The sequence below is a fragment of the Pseudomonas sp. MAFF 730105 genome, assembly GCF_055380705.1.
This window is the reverse complement of record NZ_AP018438.1, coordinates 2,625,143-2,646,913: the sequence shown is the minus strand read 5'-3', so window position 1 is coordinate 2,646,913 and position 21,771 is coordinate 2,625,143. Positions and strand designations below refer to the sequence as shown.

At 56.4% G+C, this 21,771-nt stretch carries 16 protein-coding genes; 6 read left to right on the top strand and 10 right to left on the bottom strand.

Going from position 1 to position 21,771, the window contains the following annotated elements; translation table 11 throughout:
* Positions 1–17: 17 nt before the first annotated feature.
* Positions 18–575: a PaaI family thioesterase gene (locus PCOSP_RS11895; protein ID WP_464711368.1), complete on the bottom strand. Its 558-nt coding sequence runs from the start codon at positions 573–575 to the stop codon at positions 18–20.
* A 58-nt stretch (positions 576–633) separates the two neighbouring features.
* Here PCOSP_RS11895 and PCOSP_RS11890 point away from each other — a divergent pair, with 58 nt between their 5' ends.
* Positions 634–1,089 carry a MarR family winged helix-turn-helix transcriptional regulator gene (locus PCOSP_RS11890; RefSeq protein ID WP_464711366.1) on the top strand — a complete coding sequence of 152 codons (456 nt, stop codon included), beginning with the start codon at positions 634–636 and terminating at the stop codon, positions 1,087–1,089.
* 241 nt (positions 1,090–1,330) lie between these two features.
* Positions 1,331–2,542, top strand: coding sequence for a multidrug effflux MFS transporter (locus PCOSP_RS11885; RefSeq protein ID WP_464711365.1), 1,212 nt, complete (start codon positions 1,331–1,333; stop codon positions 2,540–2,542).
* Positions 2,543–2,929: 387 nt separating this feature from the next.
* On the opposite strand, the gene peaD is transcribed toward PCOSP_RS11885, so the two are convergent.
* The 4 genes from peaD to peaA all read right to left on the bottom strand — a co-directional run bounded on the left by peaD (position 2,930) and on the right by peaA (position 7,490).
* Positions 2,930–4,048 carry a quinohemoprotein amine dehydrogenase subunit beta gene (gene peaD, locus PCOSP_RS11880; RefSeq protein WP_464711363.1) on the bottom strand — a complete coding sequence of 373 codons (1,119 nt, stop codon included), beginning with the start codon at positions 4,046–4,048 and terminating at the stop codon, positions 2,930–2,932.
* 24 nt (positions 4,049–4,072) lie between these two features.
* Positions 4,073–4,396 (bottom strand): quinohemoprotein amine dehydrogenase subunit gamma, encoded by a 324-nt coding sequence (gene qhpC, locus PCOSP_RS11875; protein ID WP_033061173.1) that lies wholly within the window; start codon positions 4,394–4,396, stop codon positions 4,073–4,075.
* A 1-nt stretch (position 4,397) separates the two neighbouring features.
* Positions 4,398–5,828: a quinohemoprotein amine dehydrogenase maturation protein gene (peaB, locus tag PCOSP_RS11870; protein WP_464711362.1), complete on the bottom strand. Its 1,431-nt coding sequence runs from the start codon at positions 5,826–5,828 to the stop codon at positions 4,398–4,400.
* 81 nt (positions 5,829–5,909) lie between these two features.
* Positions 5,910–7,490 (bottom strand): quinohemoprotein amine dehydrogenase subunit alpha, encoded by a 1,581-nt coding sequence (peaA, locus tag PCOSP_RS11865; protein ID WP_464711361.1) that lies wholly within the window; start codon positions 7,488–7,490, stop codon positions 5,910–5,912.
* 860 nt (positions 7,491–8,350) lie between these two features.
* Here peaA and PCOSP_RS11860 point away from each other — a divergent pair.
* The 3 genes from PCOSP_RS11860 to PCOSP_RS11850 all read left to right on the top strand — a co-directional run bounded on the left by PCOSP_RS11860 (position 8,351) and on the right by PCOSP_RS11850 (position 12,954).
* Positions 8,351–9,505, top strand: a complete 1,155-nt coding sequence (locus PCOSP_RS11860) for a serine hydrolase domain-containing protein (protein ID WP_464711360.1) — start codon at positions 8,351–8,353, stop codon at positions 9,503–9,505.
* Positions 9,506–9,744: 239 nt separating this feature from the next.
* Positions 9,745–11,556, top strand: a complete 1,812-nt coding sequence (locus tag PCOSP_RS11855) for a DUF1302 domain-containing protein (RefSeq protein ID WP_464711359.1) — start codon at positions 9,745–9,747, stop codon at positions 11,554–11,556.
* Positions 11,557–11,580: 24 nt separating this feature from the next.
* The gene (locus tag PCOSP_RS11850) at positions 11,581–12,954 is read left to right on the top strand and encodes a DUF1329 domain-containing protein (RefSeq protein ID WP_464711358.1); all 1,374 of its coding nucleotides are present in this window, start codon (positions 11,581–11,583) and stop codon (positions 12,952–12,954) included.
* Positions 12,955–13,186: 232 nt separating this feature from the next.
* On the opposite strand, the gene PCOSP_RS11845 is transcribed toward PCOSP_RS11850, so the two are convergent.
* Positions 13,187–13,777, bottom strand: a complete 591-nt coding sequence (locus tag PCOSP_RS11845; protein WP_464711356.1) for a TetR/AcrR family transcriptional regulator — start codon at positions 13,775–13,777, stop codon at positions 13,187–13,189.
* A 385-nt stretch (positions 13,778–14,162) separates the two neighbouring features.
* On the opposite strand from PCOSP_RS11845, the gene PCOSP_RS11840 reads away from it, so the two are divergent.
* Positions 14,163–15,596, top strand: coding sequence for an aldehyde dehydrogenase family protein (locus tag PCOSP_RS11840; RefSeq protein ID WP_464711355.1), 1,434 nt, complete (start codon positions 14,163–14,165; stop codon positions 15,594–15,596).
* A 142-nt stretch (positions 15,597–15,738) separates the two neighbouring features.
* Here PCOSP_RS11840 and qhpG read toward each other — a convergent pair whose 3' ends face one another.
* Genes qhpG through PCOSP_RS11820 form a run of 4 tightly spaced genes read right to left on the bottom strand, consistent with a single transcriptional unit; the run spans position 15,739 to position 21,323 of the window.
* Positions 15,739–17,034, bottom strand: coding sequence for a flavin-dependent monooxygenase QhpG (gene qhpG / locus PCOSP_RS11835; protein WP_464711354.1), 1,296 nt, complete (start codon positions 17,032–17,034; stop codon positions 15,739–15,741).
* The gene (gene qhpE / locus PCOSP_RS11830; protein WP_464711352.1) at positions 17,031–17,708 is read right to left on the bottom strand and encodes a subtilisin-like serine protease QhpE; all 678 of its coding nucleotides are present in this window, start codon (positions 17,706–17,708) and stop codon (positions 17,031–17,033) included. The genes qhpG and qhpE overlap by 4 nt, the downstream gene beginning before the upstream one ends.
* Positions 17,698–19,416 carry an ABC transporter ATP-binding protein gene (locus PCOSP_RS11825; RefSeq protein ID WP_464711919.1) on the bottom strand — a complete coding sequence of 573 codons (1,719 nt, stop codon included), beginning with the start codon at positions 19,414–19,416 and terminating at the stop codon, positions 17,698–17,700. The genes qhpE and PCOSP_RS11825 overlap by 11 nt, the downstream gene beginning before the upstream one ends.
* Positions 19,416–21,323 carry a sigma-54-dependent Fis family transcriptional regulator gene (locus tag PCOSP_RS11820; protein ID WP_464711351.1) on the bottom strand — a complete coding sequence of 636 codons (1,908 nt, stop codon included), beginning with the start codon at positions 21,321–21,323 and terminating at the stop codon, positions 19,416–19,418. Before PCOSP_RS11820 ends, PCOSP_RS11825 begins: the two co-directional genes overlap by 1 nt.
* Positions 21,324–21,771: the final 448 nt, after the last annotated feature.

The following is a 21,771-nucleotide window of genomic DNA, read 5'->3' as shown; positions in this document are numbered from 1 at the left end:
GAGACTTCTCACGAAAGTCAGGCTTGCTCATGTGGATTCCTCGGCGAAGGTGCAGGGGCATCGAAGATCAGGCATGTCGTGGTGGCGTGCGCGTAAAGCACCCCATCAGGGCCGACGATCCGTCCTTCAGCCGTGGCGACCTGGCGCCCGACATGAATCACCTTGCCCTCAGCACGCACTAGCGGCACCGCATCGGTCAAGGCACGTACAACATTGACCTTGAGTTCAAGCGTGGTGTAGCCCCTGCCGACAGCCAGGGTCGTATGCACGGCGCAGCCCACCGCCGAATCAAGCAGCGTGGCGAACCAGCCTCCGTGCACGATGCCCAAGGGGTTGTAATGCCTGCGCCGTGGCTTACCTTGAAAGACAGCGACGCCGGGCTCCATGTGGATCGGTACAAAGTCGAGGGTGTCGCCGATGGGCGGAGGTGGCAACTCCCCGGTAAAAATAGCCTCGAAGACTTCCATCCCCGTGCGAGTGAAAGCCTCCCCCCTGGGAATCACATCAGTTGCCTGAAGGCGAGCACGGACAACCCGCTCCTCTTCAATCCATTGCGCAATTACTTGATCGGCCATAAGTGTCTCCTTTCTCAATATACTTGCATATACAATAGTTGTAGCTACAATATTTAACATGAAAAAGCCAACCAAGCCACAAGGGTGCACCAACCTGAAGCTCCGCCAGCTCGCACGAATGGTGACGCGCCACTACGACCACTATGTCGCGGAGACCGGGTTGAAAAACACGCAGTACGCGTTGCTGACGCACGTCGTCAGACTGGGTCCCATTCGTCCAAGCGACCTCGCTAGGCGAATGCAGATGGAGGCTTCGACATTAACCCGGAATCTTCAGCCCTTAGCGGCCCAGGGCTTGTTGACGGTCGGCGCAGGCGACGATGCCCGCAGCCGTCTTGTCGATGCGACTGAAGCGGGACACGCGAAGCAAGCTGAAGGGCAGCGTGCCTGGAAGATTGCGCAAACGGCACTCAACGAGCTGTTGGGCATCGAGCGCGTTGCTGCATTGCATGATTTTCTGGATGACTGCATTGAATGCCTCGGCAACGACGGGGACGACACAGCGGAGGACTAACTTTGCGAGCGTAGGCTTTTCCATGCTCTCGGTGTGCATGAGTGCTCACCTTAGCTGGCGACAGCAGTCGAACATCATCACCCGACAAGATGTGATCGAATGACCCAGACATTATTTTCCGCCTGGCCGCCTGGACCTCTGAAACTGGCTCATCAGCTGTAATGGCACCTACTGACCCGCATGTGGCCAGCATGCTGGCGGTGGGTGCCGCTGCACTCAACCTGACATATCTGGACTTGGCATGAGACTCGAACCTGTATTGGCACCCCCGTTGGCGGTAGAAACCAAAGTGCCGCGCCCACTCACGGCAGGCGTGCTATTTATGCTGTCCGCGCTGGCAGCGCTGGGCGCGCTCTCCACTAACATCATCCTGCCCGCGTTCCCGACCATGGGCACGGAGCTGGGCGTTTCGATCCGCGACCTGGGGGCCACGCTAAGCAGTTTTTTTCTGGCCTTCGCGCTAGGCCAGTTGTTCGTCGGCCCCCTGTCGGACCGATTCGGACGGCAGCGGCTGGTGCTCATTGGTCTGACGGTCTTCGTCATCGGAAGCGTCGTCTGTGCGATGGCTAACACGCTGCCGCAACTCGTTGGCGGTCGCGTCATACAGGCATTGGGGGTGTGCGCCACCGCGGTGCTGTCGCGCGCCATCGCGCGCGATCTATTCGACGGTCAGGAACTGGCGCGTGCATTATCGCTAACCATGGTCGCCATGGCCGCTGCGCCAGGCTTTTCTCCATTGCTGGGCGGCATGCTTAATGGGTTGCTTGGCTGGCGGGCAACCTTCGTCATGCTGGCAGTATTTGCGCTGGTTCTAGGGCTGCGGTACGCCACTCGCTTGGGAGAAACCCACTCGCCTGACAAGCGATCGCTGCTCTCGCTCCCAAGCGTCCTGCGCAGCTATGGGAGATTGCTGAACGATCGCCGACTTATGGCACCGGCTGTGGCCGTGAGCTTGGTCACCGGTGCGCTCTATGCTTTTTTCTCGATGGCTCCTGCCATTCTGTTGACCGGTTTCGGACTCACGTCGCTGACATTCGGGTTGTTTTTTGCGTCCACCGTACTCGTTGTGTTCGCCTCGGGCCTGCTGGCGCCGCGCCTGGCCCAGCGCTGGGGACAGGCCAAGGCGGCGCGTGCCGGTCTCATGGTTGCGCTGGCAGGCAGTGCAGCCTTGTTGTTTGGACCGGAAGATTTCATTGCGTTCTGCGCCGCGCTGAGCATCTTTCTATTTGGAATGGGGTTGTTCAACCCGCTCGGTACGGCAATCGCACTTCACCCATTCTCCCAACAAGCTGGAGCTGCTTCGGCATTGCTTGGCTTTTTACAAATGGGATTCGCTGCACTGGCTATCGCGCTGGGCACTATGCTGACCCTGCCAGCGCATTCGGTGCTGGGCATGATCCTTTTCACTGCATTGAGCCTGTCTTTTCTCTGTTTTTTGCTAGTCCGAAAGTGACACCTCTTTTGGGTAACATAGGCCACCGCCTCCATCATGCCGCTGGGGCTGCTGTGGAACAGTCGCGCGAGGTCATCCAAAAATCCGTCTCGGTGGTTACCGCCTGAATAGATACAAACAGCCCCCCAAAGAGCACCCCGACCTCGTCGAACATCAGCTCCGTCGGTTGACCCCGGAACTTGCGCCCTGGATGGCCCAAGTCCCTGAGTCGCTCAAACCAAGCAACCAGTGCTTGTTCAAGTAGCTGTGTCTGCACTGGCTAGCCCGTGTGGCGTTGTCCGCTACGGTAAATCGGCGATTGTGCTGTCAGGGCTCGATCGAGGTATGGTCTGAATTAGCTCCGCGACGGTACTAGCCATCAAATAGCTGATACCTAATCGCCCTCTCCTACCGAGTGAACACCTGCGTAGTTGTAATCGCCATGTCCCCGCCCGGCAACTTGACGTTGCCAACCTGCTTCAGGCTGTCGGCATCAAAAATCGCCACGTCGTTAAAGGTCCCGGTTAGATAAATCTTACTGCCGTCCTTGTTGAACGAAATGCAGTAGTAGGAGTGATCAAGCGTCGCCGCCTGAAGCAGTTTTTTCTGCTTGATGTCGTACTTGGCCAGACGATTGAGCACACTGAACATCAGGTTCGGGTCTTTCGGCGAGCGCATGCCGGTGAAGTAGATTTCCGTCAGCGGGCCGAAGTCAGTGGTTTCGGTCCTGCCGCTTTTCAGGTCGATGCTGAAAAGCCCATAAAGATATTCGGCAGTGGCCGGGTCCTGCTTTTTGTCCTTGAATTTCGCCGCTGTGTACAGCAGCGAAAAATCATGTTGATAGGTTTGCTGATTCCATATGTAGAGCACGTCCGGAGCACTGTAATTGGCACGTTTCCAATGCCGGCTGGGAATCAGCACGTCAAACTTGCCAGTCTGCACGTTGACCTTGTAGACGTCGGCCCCGGCCACATACAAGGTTCCGTCATCACCGCTCTGCATGATGTTAAGTTGACGCGGCGCCGGGAAACTGCGCACGGGCTTGGCGTCCATGCCGGCATCGGTCGAATACACATCGAGCCGAGGCTGCTGCACTTCGTAGCGATCATTGAGCATCAACGTCGGGTTGGCGATGGCGAACAGTTCCTTGCCGTCATGGCTGAGGGTAAAGGCGAACATCGACTTCGCTTTTTCACCCGGTTTCTGGGTGATGCTTGCGTGAAATACCTGCTTGCAGCTGTCCAGCTCAACGCCGTAGACATCCGCATAATGGTTGTTCAGTACATAAGCGGTCTTGCGATCCGGCGACAACTGGATCGTACCAGGACCGAAGGCATCGGGCATCTTGCAAGTCTTGAACAAGCTGTCATTAGCCAAGTCGATCACGTGCAGGTTGTTCGGATAATTGGCGGTAATCAGGTACTCGTGACCGCTTTGGAGCGCGGTGTTTTCATCGGCCAGAACATTGAGCGACATAGCACTCAGGACACCGAACGCGGCCAGGCCGCAGGCTTTGATGCATTGCATGCTGGAATCCTTCTTCATGACCGATCACTTGTCTTTTGGAAAGACAGTGCCTAGGTTGCGCCAGTTATCGTTGGACGCCTGGGCGTCCTTGTTCCAGTCCGGGTAAGTGCTCATCATGTCCGGCACCTGGGCCGGCCACCAGCATGGATCGGAGCAGCCATACAGGTCGGCTTCCATCGGCTGGCAGAGCGACGACACGCCACCAAACGCGTCGATTTCCCAACCTGGGTCAGTGGTCGAAGCGCAGCCGGCGACGGAACTCATCGCCACCACTTCTTCGATACGATTTTCGGCCGCCGCCTGATCGAGTTTCTGGGCTTTGTTGTTGATTGCCTTGAGATGTTTCATATCAGTGAGCCTTGCGCGGGGTGATGTAGCTGCTGATAAACGCAGGGTTGTGAGCCATGATCCGGGTGTAGACCTCAATGCCGAAGTCGACCCAGTCACGCATCAGTTCGCAGTAGTGATAGGTCGGATGAGTCGGGTCGCCGTATCGGGCGTAGCTCTCGTGGTAGCAGCCGCCGGAACAGAGGTTGCGTATCTGGCAGTCTTCGCAACCGGTGTTGGTGCGGTCCAGGCGCTGGGACAGGAAGTCGTTCAGCTCCACCTGTTTCACGCCGCTGTGGACGTTGCCGAACGTCGGCAAGCTCGAACCGGTAAAACGGTGGCACAGGTTCAATTCGCCCTTGTGATCCACCGCCAGCATCTTTAGGCCCGCACCGCACGGCAGGGCTTTTTTGTGGCCTTCGTGGATGTCGGTGATCAACTGGTGCAGGTTGGAGAAACCGATGTTGCGGTGCTCCAGTGCCGCTTCCAGATAACGCCGACCGAGCTTTTTCATGTTGGCGAAGACTTCGATCAGCTCGTCGCTGGACAGGTTGAAGCTACTGATATCGCCGGACGTCACCGGAGCAAAACCGACCTCAGCAAACCCCAGTTCGTTGAACAGGTGGTCCCAGATCGTTTCGACGTCGGTGACGCCCGTGGTCAGGGTTACCCGCGCGCCGACCGGGCGGCTGTTGTAGCGCGACAACAGCATCTCGGCCTTGCGCCGCACCACGTCATACGTGCCCTGCCCGCCCACAGTAATGCGATTGCGGTCGTGCACGGTTTTCGGCCCGTCGATACTGACCGAGAGCCCGAAGCGATGGGCGTTGAGATAGTCCACGGTGTCTTCGGTGAGCAGCGTGGCGTTGGTGGTCATGACAAATTCGACGAACTTGCCCGCCTCGGCAAAACGCTTTTCACAGTAGTCGACCATGTACTCAATCAGCTTGCGATTGCTCAGCGGCTCGCCGCCGAAGAACACCACGGTGAAACGCTCTTCATCCGGGGATTCGCGCAACAGCATCTCGACCGAGGCCACCGCCGTTTCGACATCCATTTTCTTGCCGGCCGACGGCTTGTCGAGGTCTTCCTTGTAGCAGTAGGTGCAGCTCAAATTGCAGCCGGTGTTGACGTTCAGCACCACGGTATTGATTGCCGTGCGCTCGACGCGCTTGGTGCCGATGTCCGGGGTCAACGGCGAGCCGTCACTGACCAGTTCCAGGGAGATCAGCTCACGCAGGGTTTCGGTGATCTCTTCGCCGTTGAAGCGTGCGGCCAAGCGCTGGATCAGGTCGTCCGACGAACAGCCGGGACCGCGCAAGGTATCGATGATGGTGCCCGTCAGCTCATCGCTGGCGAACAGCGAGCTGCTGGGAATGTGGAACAGCATGCGGTCGGCGTCGACATGCACTTCGTGCAGATTCCGTTCGACCAGATTCAAAATAGCGCCCATTGCAAACCTCCTGTGCAAGTCCCGATTCACGAGGCCTGCAGTCATTCCGAAAAGTGTCTGGAACCGCTAAAAACAGCCAACTTATGGAATGGGTGGATTGTTCCAGCGTTGCACGGTGACGATCAGGTGGCCTTCGCCGGTCAGGGATCTCCCTGCGTCGTCGACCGCGGCGATCACCTTGAGATTGCCGGCATTGTTGGTGGACATCTTGCGCTGCGGATTCGGCCCGGCATCGCCTGGGGTAAACACGCCGGTATCGGTCTGCATGGTGCCCGCAAACTTGACGTCTTCATCCTCTTTGGCGCGGTCATCGAAAGCCTCGACCTTCCACTGCGCCGGGAACACGCCGATGCGATAGGGCTTGCCGTCAGCCCCTTTGCCCCACGCCTCAGCATCGAAACGGCCCTGGACTTTCGGCGTCGAACCACCGCCCTCGCCGATCCGCGCCACCGAGAACTCGGGCACGACTTTGACTTCAGCGATCTTGCTGTAGACCGACAGCGTCGGGCCTTTCAGCGTGCCGACCGTGACGTTGCGCAGGCCCGGTTGCGCATTGGCAGCCGCCTTGAGTTTGACCCGTAGGCGCTCGGGCGTTTGCTCCAGCACTTGGAGCACTTCCACGCCTTTGCCGAAGTCTGGTTTGCCAGTGATACCGCTGCCGATCAGGGTAACTTCGATTTCGCTGCCCGCCTTCAGATAACCCGGCTGCACCGCCAGCAAACGGTTGGAACCCTGTTTAGCGGCGACGAAATCCAGACCCCGCTCGTCGTGCTCGGCCTCGAACATCCGGCCCTGCATGGCGTCGCCCTGGGCGGCGAACACCTGGCGCATGGTCACGCCATCGATGGTCACGTTGCCGCGCCATTCGTAGCCGGTGTAGACAATCGCACTGCCCTCACCATTGAACGGGCTACCGTCGGCGTACTGACCTTTGACGCTGACCTTGAACGTGTCGCTGCCGTCGGCAGTCACGCTCATGACGCCAGCCAGTTCGCCTTTACCCGGCAGGTGCCCGCTGAAGCTCCAGTCGCCGACCAGCGCCTCGGCTTTCGGCGCGCTGCCCTGCCATGCTTTCCAGGCCGAGTTGTCCAGCGGATAACGCTTGGCCAGCAGCGGCACCATCTCTTTGCGGGCCAGATCGAACCAGTCGCGGTCGCGGGACAGGGCCTGGTACTCGAGGGACGGCCACTGGCCGAGGTGGAAGTTCACCAGGCGCTCCCATTCCTGGGCGGGTCGGCGCTGCAGCGCAACCCGCGCACCGGAGTGGCAACGGCCGCACATCTGGCTGGTCTGCTCGTCGAATTTCTCGACGGTATTGAGCCGTCGCTCCAGCGCATAACGCACACCGTCGGTCTCGCTCGGCGCCAGGCCCTGGGTGTCGGCCAGGTATTTGACCAGGGTTCGACGATCGTCATCGCTGATCTGCAACCCGTGCATGACCTGCATCCGGGCAATGCTCATCAGCCAGCCTTCCGGCGTCTTGCGCTGGTGGCTGATACGGCTCAGGGCGTTATCGGCTTCGGGGGTGTGGCAGCCCTGACAGGTTTCCTTGAGGATGGTTTGGGCCTCGCGAGCTGCCAGGCTGTAAGGCGAATGCAGCGCCACACAGGCCGCCACGGCCAGCAGACTAACGCTCAGGCCTGATCGGAGTTTTCTCTTCATCAACGTCGAACCTCGCACGGTGCTTTCTTATTTTTGTGGCTTATCGTTTTTATGGTTTCTGCCGTCGGCGACAACCCGCTGACGGAGGCAAGAGAAACGTCTGCGATGAGCAATACACAGAGCGTGCCAGCTTCCCTATAACCTGTATTATCAAGGAATTACATTTTTATTAAGTGTCGGAATTCGGTCGGGACGAGTGCTTCGGCGTCTACTATCGAGACAATTGTCGCAGCCTGATACAAACATAGACGTCTTGCCTAGACACGCGATTATGGGACGCCCTAATGAGAAAAAATCTTGAGCAAGTGAGCAGCAATACACGCCCTCCGATTCAACAGGGCAGCGCACAACCTTGTGAACGACAAGCCCCTCACCTTAGTCATCCACCGCATAAACACGTCAACCTCTCATAGGAGCCTCAATCTTGGCGTCTAGAGCCAGTGTCTAGAACGACGCTTGGATGGATGTCGGAGCAACTCGGAGCTCTCTACGTTTCTCGCCGCCAACTCCAAGGCGAGACCATGGGGCCGCACATTAAAGAGCTAGCGCCATCATCAAGGCCTATCTTGGACAGGCCCCTATGGATCAAAAACGACTCGTTTAATCGAAATTTTTCACTATTGACAATCTTCGAACCCACGAATAAATTGTCATCAATGACAATTTACAGGGGCTGGCACGCTAGCAAATCGAATATCGAGACAACGGTCCTGTTTGATCGAGAGATTGCTTGGTTGAGCTGAGACCCTACCGAATGCCTGGGGAATCAAAAAAGCTCAGCTATTCAGCGCCCCATTATTCGAATCTCCACCGATGATATCCGCACCAACATTGACGATAATTATTAGAGGCGAACAACAATGACAGCTAAAAATAACGTTTCAATGGAAAAACTAGGTCTGTTCAGCGGCGCCTCGCAACATGAAACGTTCCCGCGCCTGAAAGACCTCCTTCCGACTAGCACAATGAGCGCCGCGACTATTCCCTATGATTTTCCGAACGACATTCCAATAACGCTGCCGGACACCTATAGCCACAACAGAGAGGTAAAAAGTGCCGAAGCTTTTTTTGAAGCTACAGATACTGCCGCTTTACTAGTTCTGAAGAATGGTATAGTACGATACGAACGATATGCTCTGACCGGAGGTAGAAATGTTCATTGGATTTCTTGGTCAGTGGCTAAGAGTTTCATTTCCGCTCTCGTTGGCATCGCGGTAAATGAGGGACATATTCGCAGCATTGAAGATCCAATCAGTGACTACATAACTGTTTTGCCAAACTCCGCATATGACGGCGTGAGCATAAAAAATGTGCTGCAGATGTCCTCTGGCGCACGTTGGAGCGAGGCGTACAACGACCCCAACTCAGAAGTTCATCGATTGGGCGCTGTTATGAGCGGTGCGAGTACGCTTGATGCATTCGTAGCTGAAATGGTTCGCGATAGTGAACCGGGTACGGTATGCCGCTACAATTCTGGCGACACTCAAGCCTTGGGAGCTTTGTTGGTTCACGCGACCAAGCGTTCGATTACCGACTATATGCAGGAGAAACTGTTCGGCCCACTGGGTATGACATCAGACGGGTACTGGCTGTTAGACAATGTCGGTATGGAAATGGCATTCGCAGGGCTGAATTTAACTGCACATGACTTCGCAAAACTGGGAGAACTGTACCGCAACAACGGGGTCTGGCAAGGACAGCAAATAATCCCTACAGACTGGGTGAAAGATTCGGTCAAGCCAGATAAGCCCCATTTGTTCCCAGGACAGCCTATCCTCGCGGATCACACATTGCCACTGGGATACGGATATCAGTGGTGGATTCCGGATGGTGCGCGTGGTGAGTTCAGCGCGATCGGAATTTACAACCAATTTATATATGTCGACCCATCACGAGACGTTGTAATTGTCAAGCTTTCATCGAACCGCGCATATGGCACTACTATGAATGAAGAAACAAATCGAGAAATTGAAACCATTTCCTTTTTTAGAGCTATAGCTAAACAATTCGACTGAGCACAACACCTGATAAGTGCCTCCGTGCCCCGCCGCTATCAAACTGTAATAACGCACACTCAGTGGCTCGAGAAGAGTCGAACAATTGTGCGCATATGCACGTTTTTTAGCCCCAAGGATTGAAAACCAGTTACGACTAACTACAAAGGACTGTTGCCCATTTAATTAGAATGCGATGTAAGATGCTCATCACAAAAAGACTGTTGCACAAATAAAATAAACACAAAAAGGTAGCCAACATGTCAAAATACCCAACCTGGCAACGCGCCACTTTTATAGGGTTTATAAGCCTGAGCGCGCAATCCATACATATGACCCAGGCCGCTTCATTTAGCCTTGGGGAGATAGAAGGACAGTTTGATAGCTCATTGTCCGTGGGGACTAGTTGGGCCGCACGAAATGCTGACTCATCGAATATCGGCACGAGTCATGGTGGAAATGCTTCTAGCGAAACCGGTGACGACGGCCGTTTAAATTTCAAAAAAGGCGAGACATTCTCTAAAATATTTAAAGGAACACATGATTTCCAGTTGAAATATGAAGATAGTGGCATCTTTGTGCGTGGTAAATATTGGTATGACTTCGAACTGAAAGATGAACGCCGCCACTTCTATGACATCGATGACCACAATCGCAAGGAAGCAGCCCGATCTTCAGGGGCCCAATTACTCGATGCATTCATTTATCAGAACTACACCGTTGCTGATCAGCCTGGGTCAGTGCGTCTGGGTAAGCAAGTGGTCAGTTGGGGTGAAAGCGCCTTTATCCAGAACAGTATCAATTCTATCAACCCAGTTGATGTCGCCGCCTTCCGGCGTCCCGGAGCAGAAATCAAGGAAGGCCTCATACCAGTAAACATGATCTACTTATCTCAAAATCTGACCGAGAATATTTCGGCTGAGGCATTCTACCAGTTGGAATGGGAGCAAACCGTAGTAGATAACTGCGGCACCTTCTTTGGTGCAGACACCGTTGCAGACGGTTGCGATGACCGTTTGGAAACACAACTGCCTGTTGGTCCTGCATTGACAACTTATTTGCCACGAGGCTCTGACCGTGATGCTAGGAATTCAGGACAGTTTGGGGTGGCAGTGCGCTGGTATGCAAAAGAACTCAATGATACTGAGTTCGGGCTGTATGCGATTAACTATCATAGCCGCACACCTTACCTAAGTGCCATTGTTGCTAATGCCGCGAGCTTAAGCTCCGGCGTTGGCACGCCAGGTGTCGAAGGTAATACACGTCTCGTCTCGTCCGGTGGTTACTTTTTTGAATACCCTGAAGATATTCATCTGTATGGATTAAGCTTTTCGACCACGCTAGGTGCCACAGCGGTGTCCGGTGAGGTCAGTTATCGGCCGAACATGCCGATGCAGATCAACGCCGTGGACATCATGACACCAGCGCTCTTTGGGGCTGCTGCCTTCCCGCTTAATACTCCAATATTTTCCAGCGGCCTTGCCGCTCCAATATCGGGCGAAGAGTTCCATGGCTACGTGCGCAAGCCATTCAGTCAAGCCCAGGTGACAGTCGTCCACTTTTTCGATCAGGTCATGGCAGCCGACCGACTGACTTTGGTGGCTGAAGTTGGCTACAACCACATTGGTGACCTTAACGACAGCGCACTGCGTTTTGGTCGAGAAGCAGCATATGGCAATGGCCAGATGCCTGCAGGAGTGAATCCATTGGATGGCAGTCCTCTCCCTGCAAATGCGTCATGTACTGCACTGCTCAATACTGCAAATCCGAGAGATTGCAACAAGGATGGTTTCTATACCAATAATTCTTGGGGCTATCGCGCTCGCGCGGTCCTCGACTACCAGAATGTATTTGCCAGCGTAAACCTTAAACCAAGCTTATCTTGGTCTCATGACGTCCATGGTTATGGCCCCAATTTCAATGAAGGCAGCAAAGCAATCAGCTTGGCAGTAAATGCCGATTATCGTAATGCCTATACCGCAAGCGTCTCATACACCGATTTTTTCGGTGGCGAGTACAACACAGCCATCGATCGAGACTTTATTGCGCTCAGCCTTGGCGTAAATTTCTAGATACGGATAAGTTCGAGGACGACAATGAAAAACAAATCAACTACATTACTGCCATGGTTCAGCGCTGTGATACTAGTTATCTTGTCAACTGAATCCATGGCCGCAGTATCCGCAGATGAAGTCAACAAGTTAGTCAGCAGTTTAACTCCGGTCGGCGCAGAGAAATTGGGCAATGCCGACGGTAGTATCCCTGCATGGACGGGCGGCCTACCCAAAAATGCCGCAGCCGTAGATAGCGCCGGTTTTTTGGGTGATCCTTTTGCCAGCGAAAAACCCTTATTCAGTATTACTAAGCAAAATTTAGAGCAATACAAAGGCAAACTAACGCCTGGACAAGTCGCGCTATTCAAACGCTACCCAAACAGCTACAAAATGAATGTGTATCCGACACATCGCTCCGCTAGCCTGCCCGATACAGTGCTTTCAGAAATAAAGAAAAACGCAACTAAAACCACGCTAGTAGCCGGTGGTAACGGACTTGAGAACTTTACCGGGTCTTATGCTTTTCCTATTCCTCAAAATGGCCAAGAGGTCATTTGGAATCATATTACTCGCTATCGCGGTGGTAGTGAGAGCCGGCAGTTTGTAGAAATAGCTCCAGATGCCAAAGGTGGCTTCAACCCTGTGTACGCGCAAGAGCTAGTAGCCTCTCCTAGCCACCTAGCCGGCGAGGACGATAATACCTCAAGTAACATATTATTCTATGTAAAGCAAAGCATCACTGCTCCTCCCCGGCTGGCCGGTTCAGTCTTATTGATACATGAAACAATTGATCAAGTAAAGGAACCAAGGATGGCTTGGCAATACAACGCAGGAGAACGTCGCGTGCGTCGCGCTCCTCAGTTGGCCTATGATGGACCTGGACCAAGTTCTGATGGGCAGCGCACTATAGACAATTTCGATCTCTTCAGCGGGGCAATAGATCGCTACGACTGGAAGTTGGTAGGCAAGAAGGAAATTTATATACCTTACAACAGTTACAAGCTCGACTCACCGAGTCTCAAGTATGCGGATATTGTCCGGGCCGGCCATATGAATCCAGAACTGTTGCGCTACGAACTGCATCGGGTCTGGCATGTAACCGCAACGCTAAAAGCAGGGACTCGGCACATCTATAGCAAACGTGATTTTTACATTGACGAAGACACTTGGCAGGCTTCTGTAGTTGACCATTATGACGGCCGTGATAATTTATGGCGTGTGGCAGAGGCTCACAGTTTGTTTTTCTATAACGTTCAAGTGCCGTTATTTACTGCTGAGACACTTCACGATCTAGTAAGTGGTCGCTATGTAATAGTAGGCTTAAAAAATGAAGAGAAACGCAACTATCAGTTCGGTGTAAATGCATCCAAGCATGACTTCACGCCTAACGCGCTACGCCAAGCTGGCGTACAGTAATATTACAAATATCACGCTCATCATGTTCGACGCTTTGCGGCCTTCGGGCCGCCTTTTTTAAATCGTCATTTAAATTTTTTAATAAAAAATCCGCCCAGAACAGCGATAATTCTGTCCAAGCATTTCGTCCAAAACCATTAATGCTTGCTAAAATGTTTGCAGAGCAAAGAGAGCTGCGAAATATTTCCGACCGCAACCGTAATGCGCGCTCTGAAGCCAAGTGTATGTTTTTTTACTGCCGCTTTGATTTTTTTGCCGCTCCTTCAAAACCTGTCATCACTCTCACGATATTGACACGAAGATGAGAAGAGTCGTTAACCGTCAGCCCCATTTGCTTGAAGAAAGCGGCGCCCATCGCCATTGAGACGGCGGCGAACGCCGCATCAGTTGGACTAGAAGCATGACCTTCAGCAATTTGAGAGGACACCTCACTGATTAACCGATGATAAATAGAAGTGAGCCGCGCTCGGAGAGCTTCGTCATGGAGGGACATTTGCCAAAGCTCGATTATGACGGCGTTCGTCGTGACATCGGCGAAAACCTCATCAAGCAATAGATCAACGAGGTCCGCAGCAGCAACGGGTGCCTTTCGACTCTTCAACGCGTTCAATTGAGTCTCGCCACGTACCAATAACCTTTCAATCAGGCAGGACACCATTTCATCCCGGTTTCCAATGAAGTACCGAACCAACGACCGAGCCTGACCAGCCTCTTGCGCTATATCAATCAACGTAGTACTCGCGATACCTTTGCGTACTACGCACGCTTCGAATGCCTGCAGGATTGCCTCACGACGCTCTTCACTTACATTGGGTCTTGGCATGGTAAAATCTGTCGCACCTTAAATTGTCACTTTCGACAAGTTACCGTTGGGATCCAGTATTGTCAAAGCTTGAAATGATGCAAATCAGAACAAATGCGGGGCTGGATGAGAACAGCCGAATGCGGCACGTTGTATTTAAGATGCGGCTTTGCCCCCCTCGTCGAATAGCAAGCTGCCGTCTCAACCCGTCGCAATGTGCGACACATAAAGTCATTACCGCAAACTCATTCGTTCACAACCCACCGAAAAATCTGACAATTGTCGCCCCAGAAGCAACTGGCACAACCATTGCGTAGAGCCTCGTATCACGAACAATAAGAGGTCTCGCGATGATAATCCCCCGCTGCTTCCCGCAACCACTGCTTTTATCCAACGCGCCCCACGCATGCTCATCGGCGGCGACTGGGTCGAGGCCGCCGACGGCCAGACCATGCCTCTGCATAATCCGGCCACCGGCGAAGTGCTGTGCTTGGTACCACGGGCAACGCCCGACGATGTCGACCGCGCAGTGTTGGCCGCTCGTCAGGCTTTCGACGATTCGGCCTGGACCCGCACCCGCCCTCGGGAGCGGCAGAACCTGTTGTGGAAACTCGCCGATCTGATGCAGCGCGACGCAGAACTGCTGGCGCAACTCGAATGCCTGAACAACGGCAAGAGCGCGGCGGTGGCTCAAGTGATGGACGTGCAACTGTCCATCGACTTCCTGCGCTACATGGCCGGTTGGGCCACCAAGATCGAAGGCTCCAGCGTCGACGTGTCGCTGCCGTTGATGCCCAACGATCAATTCCACAGTTTCATTCGCCGCGAAGCGGTGGGCGTGGTCGGGGCCATCGTCGCCTGGAATTTCCCTCTGCTGCTGGCCTGCTGGAAACTCGGCCCTGCCCTGGCCACCGGTTGCACCGTGGTGCTCAAACCCGCCGACGAAACGCCGCTGACCGCGCTGAAGCTCGCCGAACTGGTGCTGGAAGCCGGTTACCCCGAAGGCGTGTTCAACGTGGTCACCGGCACCGGCATCACAGCGGGCTCCGCCCTGACTCATAACCCGTTGGTGGACAAGCTGACCTTCACCGGCTCCACCGCCGTGGGCAAGCAGATCGGCAAGATCGCCATGGAATCCATGACCCGGGTGACCCTGGAGCTGGGCGGCAAATCACCGACCATCGTCATGGCTGATGCCGACCTGAAGACCGCTGCCGCGGGTGCCGCCAATGCGATCTTCTTCAACCAGGGCCAGGTCTGCTGCGCCGGCTCCCGGCTGTATGTGCAGCGCAAGCATTTCGACAATGTAGTGGCGGACATCGCCGACATCGCCAACGCGATGAAGCTCGGCAACGGCCTGGACCCTAGTGTCGAAATGGGCCCGTTGATCTCCGCCCGTCAACAGGAACGGGTTTACGGCTACATCGAAAAAGGCCGGGAAAGTGGCGCGACCATCGCCTGCGGCGGTGAGCAATTCGGCCCTGGGTTCTTCATCAAGCCCACGGTGATTGTCGACGTCGACCAGCGGCATGCCTTGGTACAAGAGGAAATCTTCGGCCCGGTGCTGGTGGCGATTCCGTTCGATGATGAGGCCGACGCGTTGCGCATGGCCAATGACAGCCCTTACGGCCTTGGGGCGAGCATCTGGTCGAACGATTTGGCGGCGGTGCACCGGATGATTCCTCGGATCAAGTCGGGTTCGGTGTGGGTCAACTGCCACAGCGCCCTTGACCCGGCTTTGCCGTTCGGCGGTTACAAGATGTCGGGGGTCGGGCGGGAGATGGGGTATGCGGCGATCGAGCATTACACCGAATTGAAATCGGTGTTGATCAAGCTGTGATTGGCGGCGTTCTTTAGACCGCTATCGCGAGCAAGCTCGCTCCCCACAGGAGGTTGTGGTGAAGCCGCAATCCCAGGCCATCATACGAATCACTGTGGGAGCGGGCTTGCCCGCGATAGGGCCAGCCCGGACAAGCAGCACGTCAGGGTCTGAACCCTTGCCCCAACAACCACCCCCGAACTAGCTTCCCCTGATCCGCCGTCAACCCCTCCAACACCCGCTCGGCCGGTTCGCTGCGCAACCGCCTCACCAACGGTGCCAACTCGACCCCTTGCAGATGCCAGACACCGAGCGGCTGATCCGCCGTGATCACCACCTCGGCCTCGTCCACAAACCCATCCCTGAGCACCGGTGCAGATTCAATCCTCAATGTGCCGAAATCCGCCTCGGCGTGGGCAACCTCAGCATCTGGCCACTGCCGCCGCGCCTGCCAGAACGGCTGGTCCGGCCAACGCTGCTCATCGGCATAAAAGTCCCGGCCAATGCGCGCGAAGCGTAAAAACAACTGCTCGACCCGCCGCTGATGAAAACGCTGTGCCAGCAATGACCGCTCAGGTTTGCGCAACAGCGTGTTGACCACCGCAGGCGCCTGCAACGCCGAAGACAATGACTGGAAGATGCCATTACCCGACAGCGGATCCACTGCCATGGCGGCATCCCCGACCCGAATCCAGTTATCGCCACAGACCTGCGGGCACAAAATCGCCGTGCTGCTGCGGGCATGCAGGTGCAGATTGGTAGGCGGTGCATCCCCGAAAAACGCCCGGGCCAGTGCCGACTGCCGGCGCCGCTGACTGCAGTAGTCGAGTAACAGCGCCTTCCCTGGCAACCCGGCACTGGCCACGTCCACTGTCCATTGCCAATAGCACTGGCCGTCAGCCCGACGCGCCATCCAGGCCCAGCCATCCTCAAGACTTTCCACCGCGCTGGCAACGATACCCGGCGCACCTTGCCAGCGAATGAGCAAACTGACTGTCTCTGGCCCCCTCAGGCCTTTGCCAAGGGCGGGCGCCTGGCGTCCACGAGCCTCCACCAGGAAATCCGCGAGCAGCGCTTCGCGCCCTTGCAGTTCGATTCGATGCCCCGAAGCGTGGGATTGCACCGCGAGTACTCGGTCTTCGATCAACTCGACGCCGGCCATCCGCAAATCCTCGCGCAAGCCTCGATCGAAGCTCGGACGATCGAGTAGAAACTCTATGTTCTGCGCATGCTGCTGACCGTTCCAGGACACCTGCCGTTGGGAAGGCTGCGCCGCATCCGTCAACGCTTGATGCAGCCCTGCACCGCGCAACGCATCCAGCACCCGCGCCGAAACCCCTTCCAGCGCCGCGAAGCGCCGCCACTCGCTGACCAGCGTTACGGGGAATCCGAGTCGCCGCAGCCCCAGAGCCACCGCAGCCCCCGCAGGTCCAGCGCCGAGAATCACAATCGGCTTCATGGGCCGACGCGCCGTTCAGGGCCGTGATAATGGGCGTTCTTCTGCAGCCACTCGACAACGTATTGATTACTCGCCTCGGGATTTTCAACGAGAAAACTCGCAATGTGCCCGCTCAATGCCGCACAGCCTATGCTCGCACCCGACTGCCCCGGATAGATACCGTGAACACACGCGGCAAAATCTGCCTGGGCGCTCTTGAGCCACGACCATTGCTGCTCGGTGCAACGAGCGTCGCCGGTGACCCGCAGCACCTGCGGATACTTGGCCGGGAACACCCCTTCGCCCTGGGCCGGGCTGGACGCACACAGCAAAATGCCCCGCGCCACCGCCGCGGCGCAGGCTTCACGCAACAGGCTGCGATCCTGCCGCAAACCGAGGCTCAGGTTAATCAACCGCACGTCCTGCGCCACCAGCCAGTCGATGGCGGTGGCGATCTGCAAGGCGCTGGTGACGCCGCGCTGGTCAAACACCTGGGCTACGCAAAAAACCGCCGCCGGCGCCCGTTGGCTGATGGCCTCGATCACCGCGCCGCCGTGGCCCAGCGGATCATCGCGTAAATCGCTTTCGGCCAGGCGATCCTCCTGCAGCGAGAATCGTCTGCCGGCAATGACTCGCACCCGTTGCGCTGGCGAATGACCACTGTCCACCACGCCAATCCGCAGTTCAGGCTTCATGTTGCACCGCGTCTGATGTGAGCACGCCATTGAGCAGTTCAAAGCGCAGATCGGCATCAGCCAGGGTCGAGGGGCGGTGGCTGATCAGGATCCGCGTGCGCCCGGCGAACAGTCGGTCAATGGCCTCGATCACTTCGCGCTCGGTGGCTTCGTCGACCGCCGAGGTGGCTTCGTCCAGCACCAGAATCAACGGATCCTGCAACAGCGCCCGGGCGATGGCGATGCGCTGTTTCTGTCCACCGGACAGTTGCTGGCCACGCTCGCCCAAAGGGCTGTCGAGGCCTTCTGGCAGTGACTCGATTAGACTGTCGAGCTGCGCCAGCCGCGCCACTTCGGCGATGGCTTGGCGGCTAGCGTCCGGCACGGCGTAGGCCAGGTTGTCGGCGAGGCTGCCGCGAAACAGCACGATGTCCTGGCTGACCACGGCGATGCGCCGGCGCAGTTGGAACAGGTCCAGTTCCCGCAGATCGACCTCTCCCAGCAAGACCCGACCGGACTGCGGATCATGGTGCCGTTGCAGCAGATCGATCAGGGTCGATTTACCGACACCCGAGCCGCCGCTCAGGGCAACTTTCAAACCGTAGGGAATTCGCGCTTCAACACCACGCAAGGTGGTCGGCCGACCGGGATGGCTGAAGTGCACGTTATCGAAACGCAACTCGCCAGAAGCCGGTAACGGCTGCGGCGTGATCGGGGTAAGAACGGTCGGCGCTTCACCGCGCAACTCCATCACTCGCCCAAGACTGACGGTCATCCGCTGAATCGCTACGTAGAGCCCAAGCAGGCTCTGGACCGGGCCGACCGCCATCCCCAGGTACGTCGAGAATGCGATCAGCGCGCCCAACTGCCAAGTCCCTTGCACGACCCAGTAACCGCCGATCAGAAACGCGCAGGCCCGCGCCAACGACATCAGGGTGCCGGGCACCGCTTGAGTGAAAAACTCGGTGACTTGCAGGCGCAAGAGCTGGCTCATATATCCCTGGCCCAACGTGTCCAGCCGCCGCGCCTCGCGCTGTTGCTGGCCGGCGGATTGGATGAACTTCATCACCGGCAAGGTCTCGACCATGAACGAGGACATGTCCGCCGAACGCTCGCGCAACTGCCGGACATCGCGTTCGACCTTGCGCCGCATCCAGCGTAGCCAGAGCACGTCGAGTGGAATCAGTACCAAGGCGAGCAGCGAGAGTTTCCAGGACAGGGTCACCAACATCGCCACCGCGACCACCAGGCCGACCACGCTCGACACCGCGGAGAACAGCGAGTCCACGGCAAAGCGCTGGATCTCCGCGACATCGCCATCGAGACGCGACATCAAATCGCCGATTCGCCGTTGGCCGTAGAAACTCGGCGAGAGCGTCTGCAGATGCCGATAAAGGTCATCACGCAGGGCAAACAGAATCCGTCCGGACAATCGCGTGTGCAGGTATCGATTGACGCCTGACAACGCCGTACCCAGCAGCCCGGCGGCAATCATCAACCCGGCGACCAGCACCAACATCGAAAAATTGCGGGCCAGCAGGCCGTCATCGATCAGCAGCTTGGTCAGCCAAGGTTGCACCAATACCAGCGACGAGGCGCAGACCGATAGGCCAAGCAGCCCGGCAATCGCCAACCGGTGCGGGCGCACGAAGCTGTAGAGCCAGCGCAACGCCGCTTGCAAGTCCGCAGAGTCCTGGCTGTCGATCAGCCGAACGATCAAACGCAGCATCATGAGCGCAGCTGTTTAAGCTTGCGATACAGGGTCGCGCGGCTGATGCCCAGGGCGTCGGCGGCGGCCGACACGTTACCTTGATGGCTGTCCAGCGACTGGCGGATCATCTCTAGTTCATTCTCGCGAATACTGCCGGTCTGGGGCCGATCGTTGCTGTTCAACTCATCGAGCACGCTGTCGGGCAGATGTTCCGGGGTCAATTCAAACTCGCCGTCTTCACGCATGGCCAGTCCGGTGCGCAAAACCATCTCCAATTGACGAATGTTGCCTGGCCAGCGGTAACCGCTCAACAACGCACTCAAGTCTTCTCGGAGCTTGACCGTAGGAGCGCCCAATTTGCCCAGAAGGTGGTTCACTAAAATGCTGAAATCCTTACGCATGCGCAGTGCTGGCAACATCACGCTGATGCCATTGAGCCGATAGAAAAGGTCCTCGCGAAATTGCCTGCTCTCCACCAAATATTTGAGGTCTCTGTGGGTGGCGCAAATCAGCGCGATGTCGATATCTTGCTCTTCTCCAGCGCCCAGCGGCGCGACTTTGCGGTCCTGCAATACTCTGAGTAAACGGGCCTGCAAGGCCAGCGGCATGTCGCCGATTTCATCGAGAAACAATGTGCCTCCATGGGCCTGTTGCAGGCGCCCGACCATCCCGCCCCGGCGCGAACCGGTAAAGGCACCTTCGCGATAGCCAAACAGCTCCGACTCGATCAGGCCCTCAGGGATGGCCGCACAGTTGACCGCTACAAAAGGTTTTTCTGCCCGTTTGCTTGCCTGATGAAGGGCGCGCGCCACAACTTCTTTACCTGTCCCAGTCTCGCCCAACAGCAATACCGGCAGATTGCCGACCATGCCCTGATGGGCCATGCGCAGGGCGCGAGCTAAACGGTTATCGCCACCGGCCAACTCGTCGAGCACCTGGGGCTTGGCAACTGGGGAACGGGGCGCCGACACGGCGCCGGCGACACTGGTATGCCGAGGCACCTGAAGAGCCTTGAAGAAAAACTCGCCCTTTGCAGCATGTGCGCTACTCACCCCACCTTGCATCAAGCGCGCGATGAATTGCAGAGAGAGACAGCCCAACAGGTCGTTGCTGTTGAGTCCAATCAAGGCTTGGCGCGTCGTCTGCAACAGACTACAGGCCTGCTCGTTGGCTGCCAGCACATCACCGTCGATACTTAGCACTAGCAACCCTTGCCAGGCAGAACTGAGATACTGAGGACGGTTGTGGAAGGCCAGCACCAAATGTTCGGGATAGCAGATACCGAACAGTCGACTCTCGATATTACTTGCCGCCAGCATCAAGGTCGCCAGACTGTCCTGGGGATGAGGCATGATGCCGTCGCGGGTTAGGTCAAGCACACCCAAGACCCGGCCGTGCGGGTCTTTGAGAGGCACCGATATGCAGGAAAAGCGGCTGAGACAATCAAGGTAATGTTCACCACCATTGATCAAGGTCGGGCGCCCTTCCACCACCGCAGTGCCTATAGCATTGGTGCCGCGTAAAGACTCGCTCCAGCAACAGCCGGGCTTGAGGTCGCGCAAACCTTGTCTCTTGAGGAACTCGGTTCGACCCTCGACAGCTAAAACATTGGCCTCAGCGTCGCCAAGGATTATCAAACCACTCTTACCCTGCTGGTTAATCAGGTATTCCAACTCGGGAGTGACAACATCAATAAGAAGGTGATTGTTGGCCAGTAGTAGTTTCAGGTCGAGATCCTGTTGCAGAGCGACCGTTTCATCCTCGAGACAATTCAGCCCGTAGCTCATACTTCTACGCCAGGACGCGTCTATTTCTTCGCGCAAGACGCCCTGAGGTAGCTGCCCCTCGTTCAGCAGCTTGAGTCGTATCTGCCGGGCCTCGTGAAGTGGATCGGCAGCCGTTGTCATTTGAAAGTCTTGTGCCATGGTTCACTCCTGCGATACCTGCACCGAGCAGTTAAGGGCCATGCGTCTCGCACTGGGATTCCTACCGCGTAATTGCGCAAGCATGCACCCAAATTCGCACAAGCTTATGGTCCCGTAAAGCTCATTTCAGAAAGGCTCCCTGCGCTACTCTTTCAACCTGACGCCCCCATGAATACCCCTCTGCTGAAAGCCCCCATGGAATGGGCGCGGCAGACAACAGCATGCGACTTTTTTGCACAATCAACAGGGGTTAATGCGTGTGTTTGTTTGATCTTCGCATCCCTATACTCCATTCATCGGCCTTGGTCAGCCCCTGTCATGAATCAGGCCTCCAATAACAATAAGTAAGGGCACTCATCATGAAGCCATTCATCCTTATCGCAGTCTCCCCACCATCTGGTACCCGTAAGCGCCTCACGTTTAATAACGTCCACCGCACCGGCCCGAT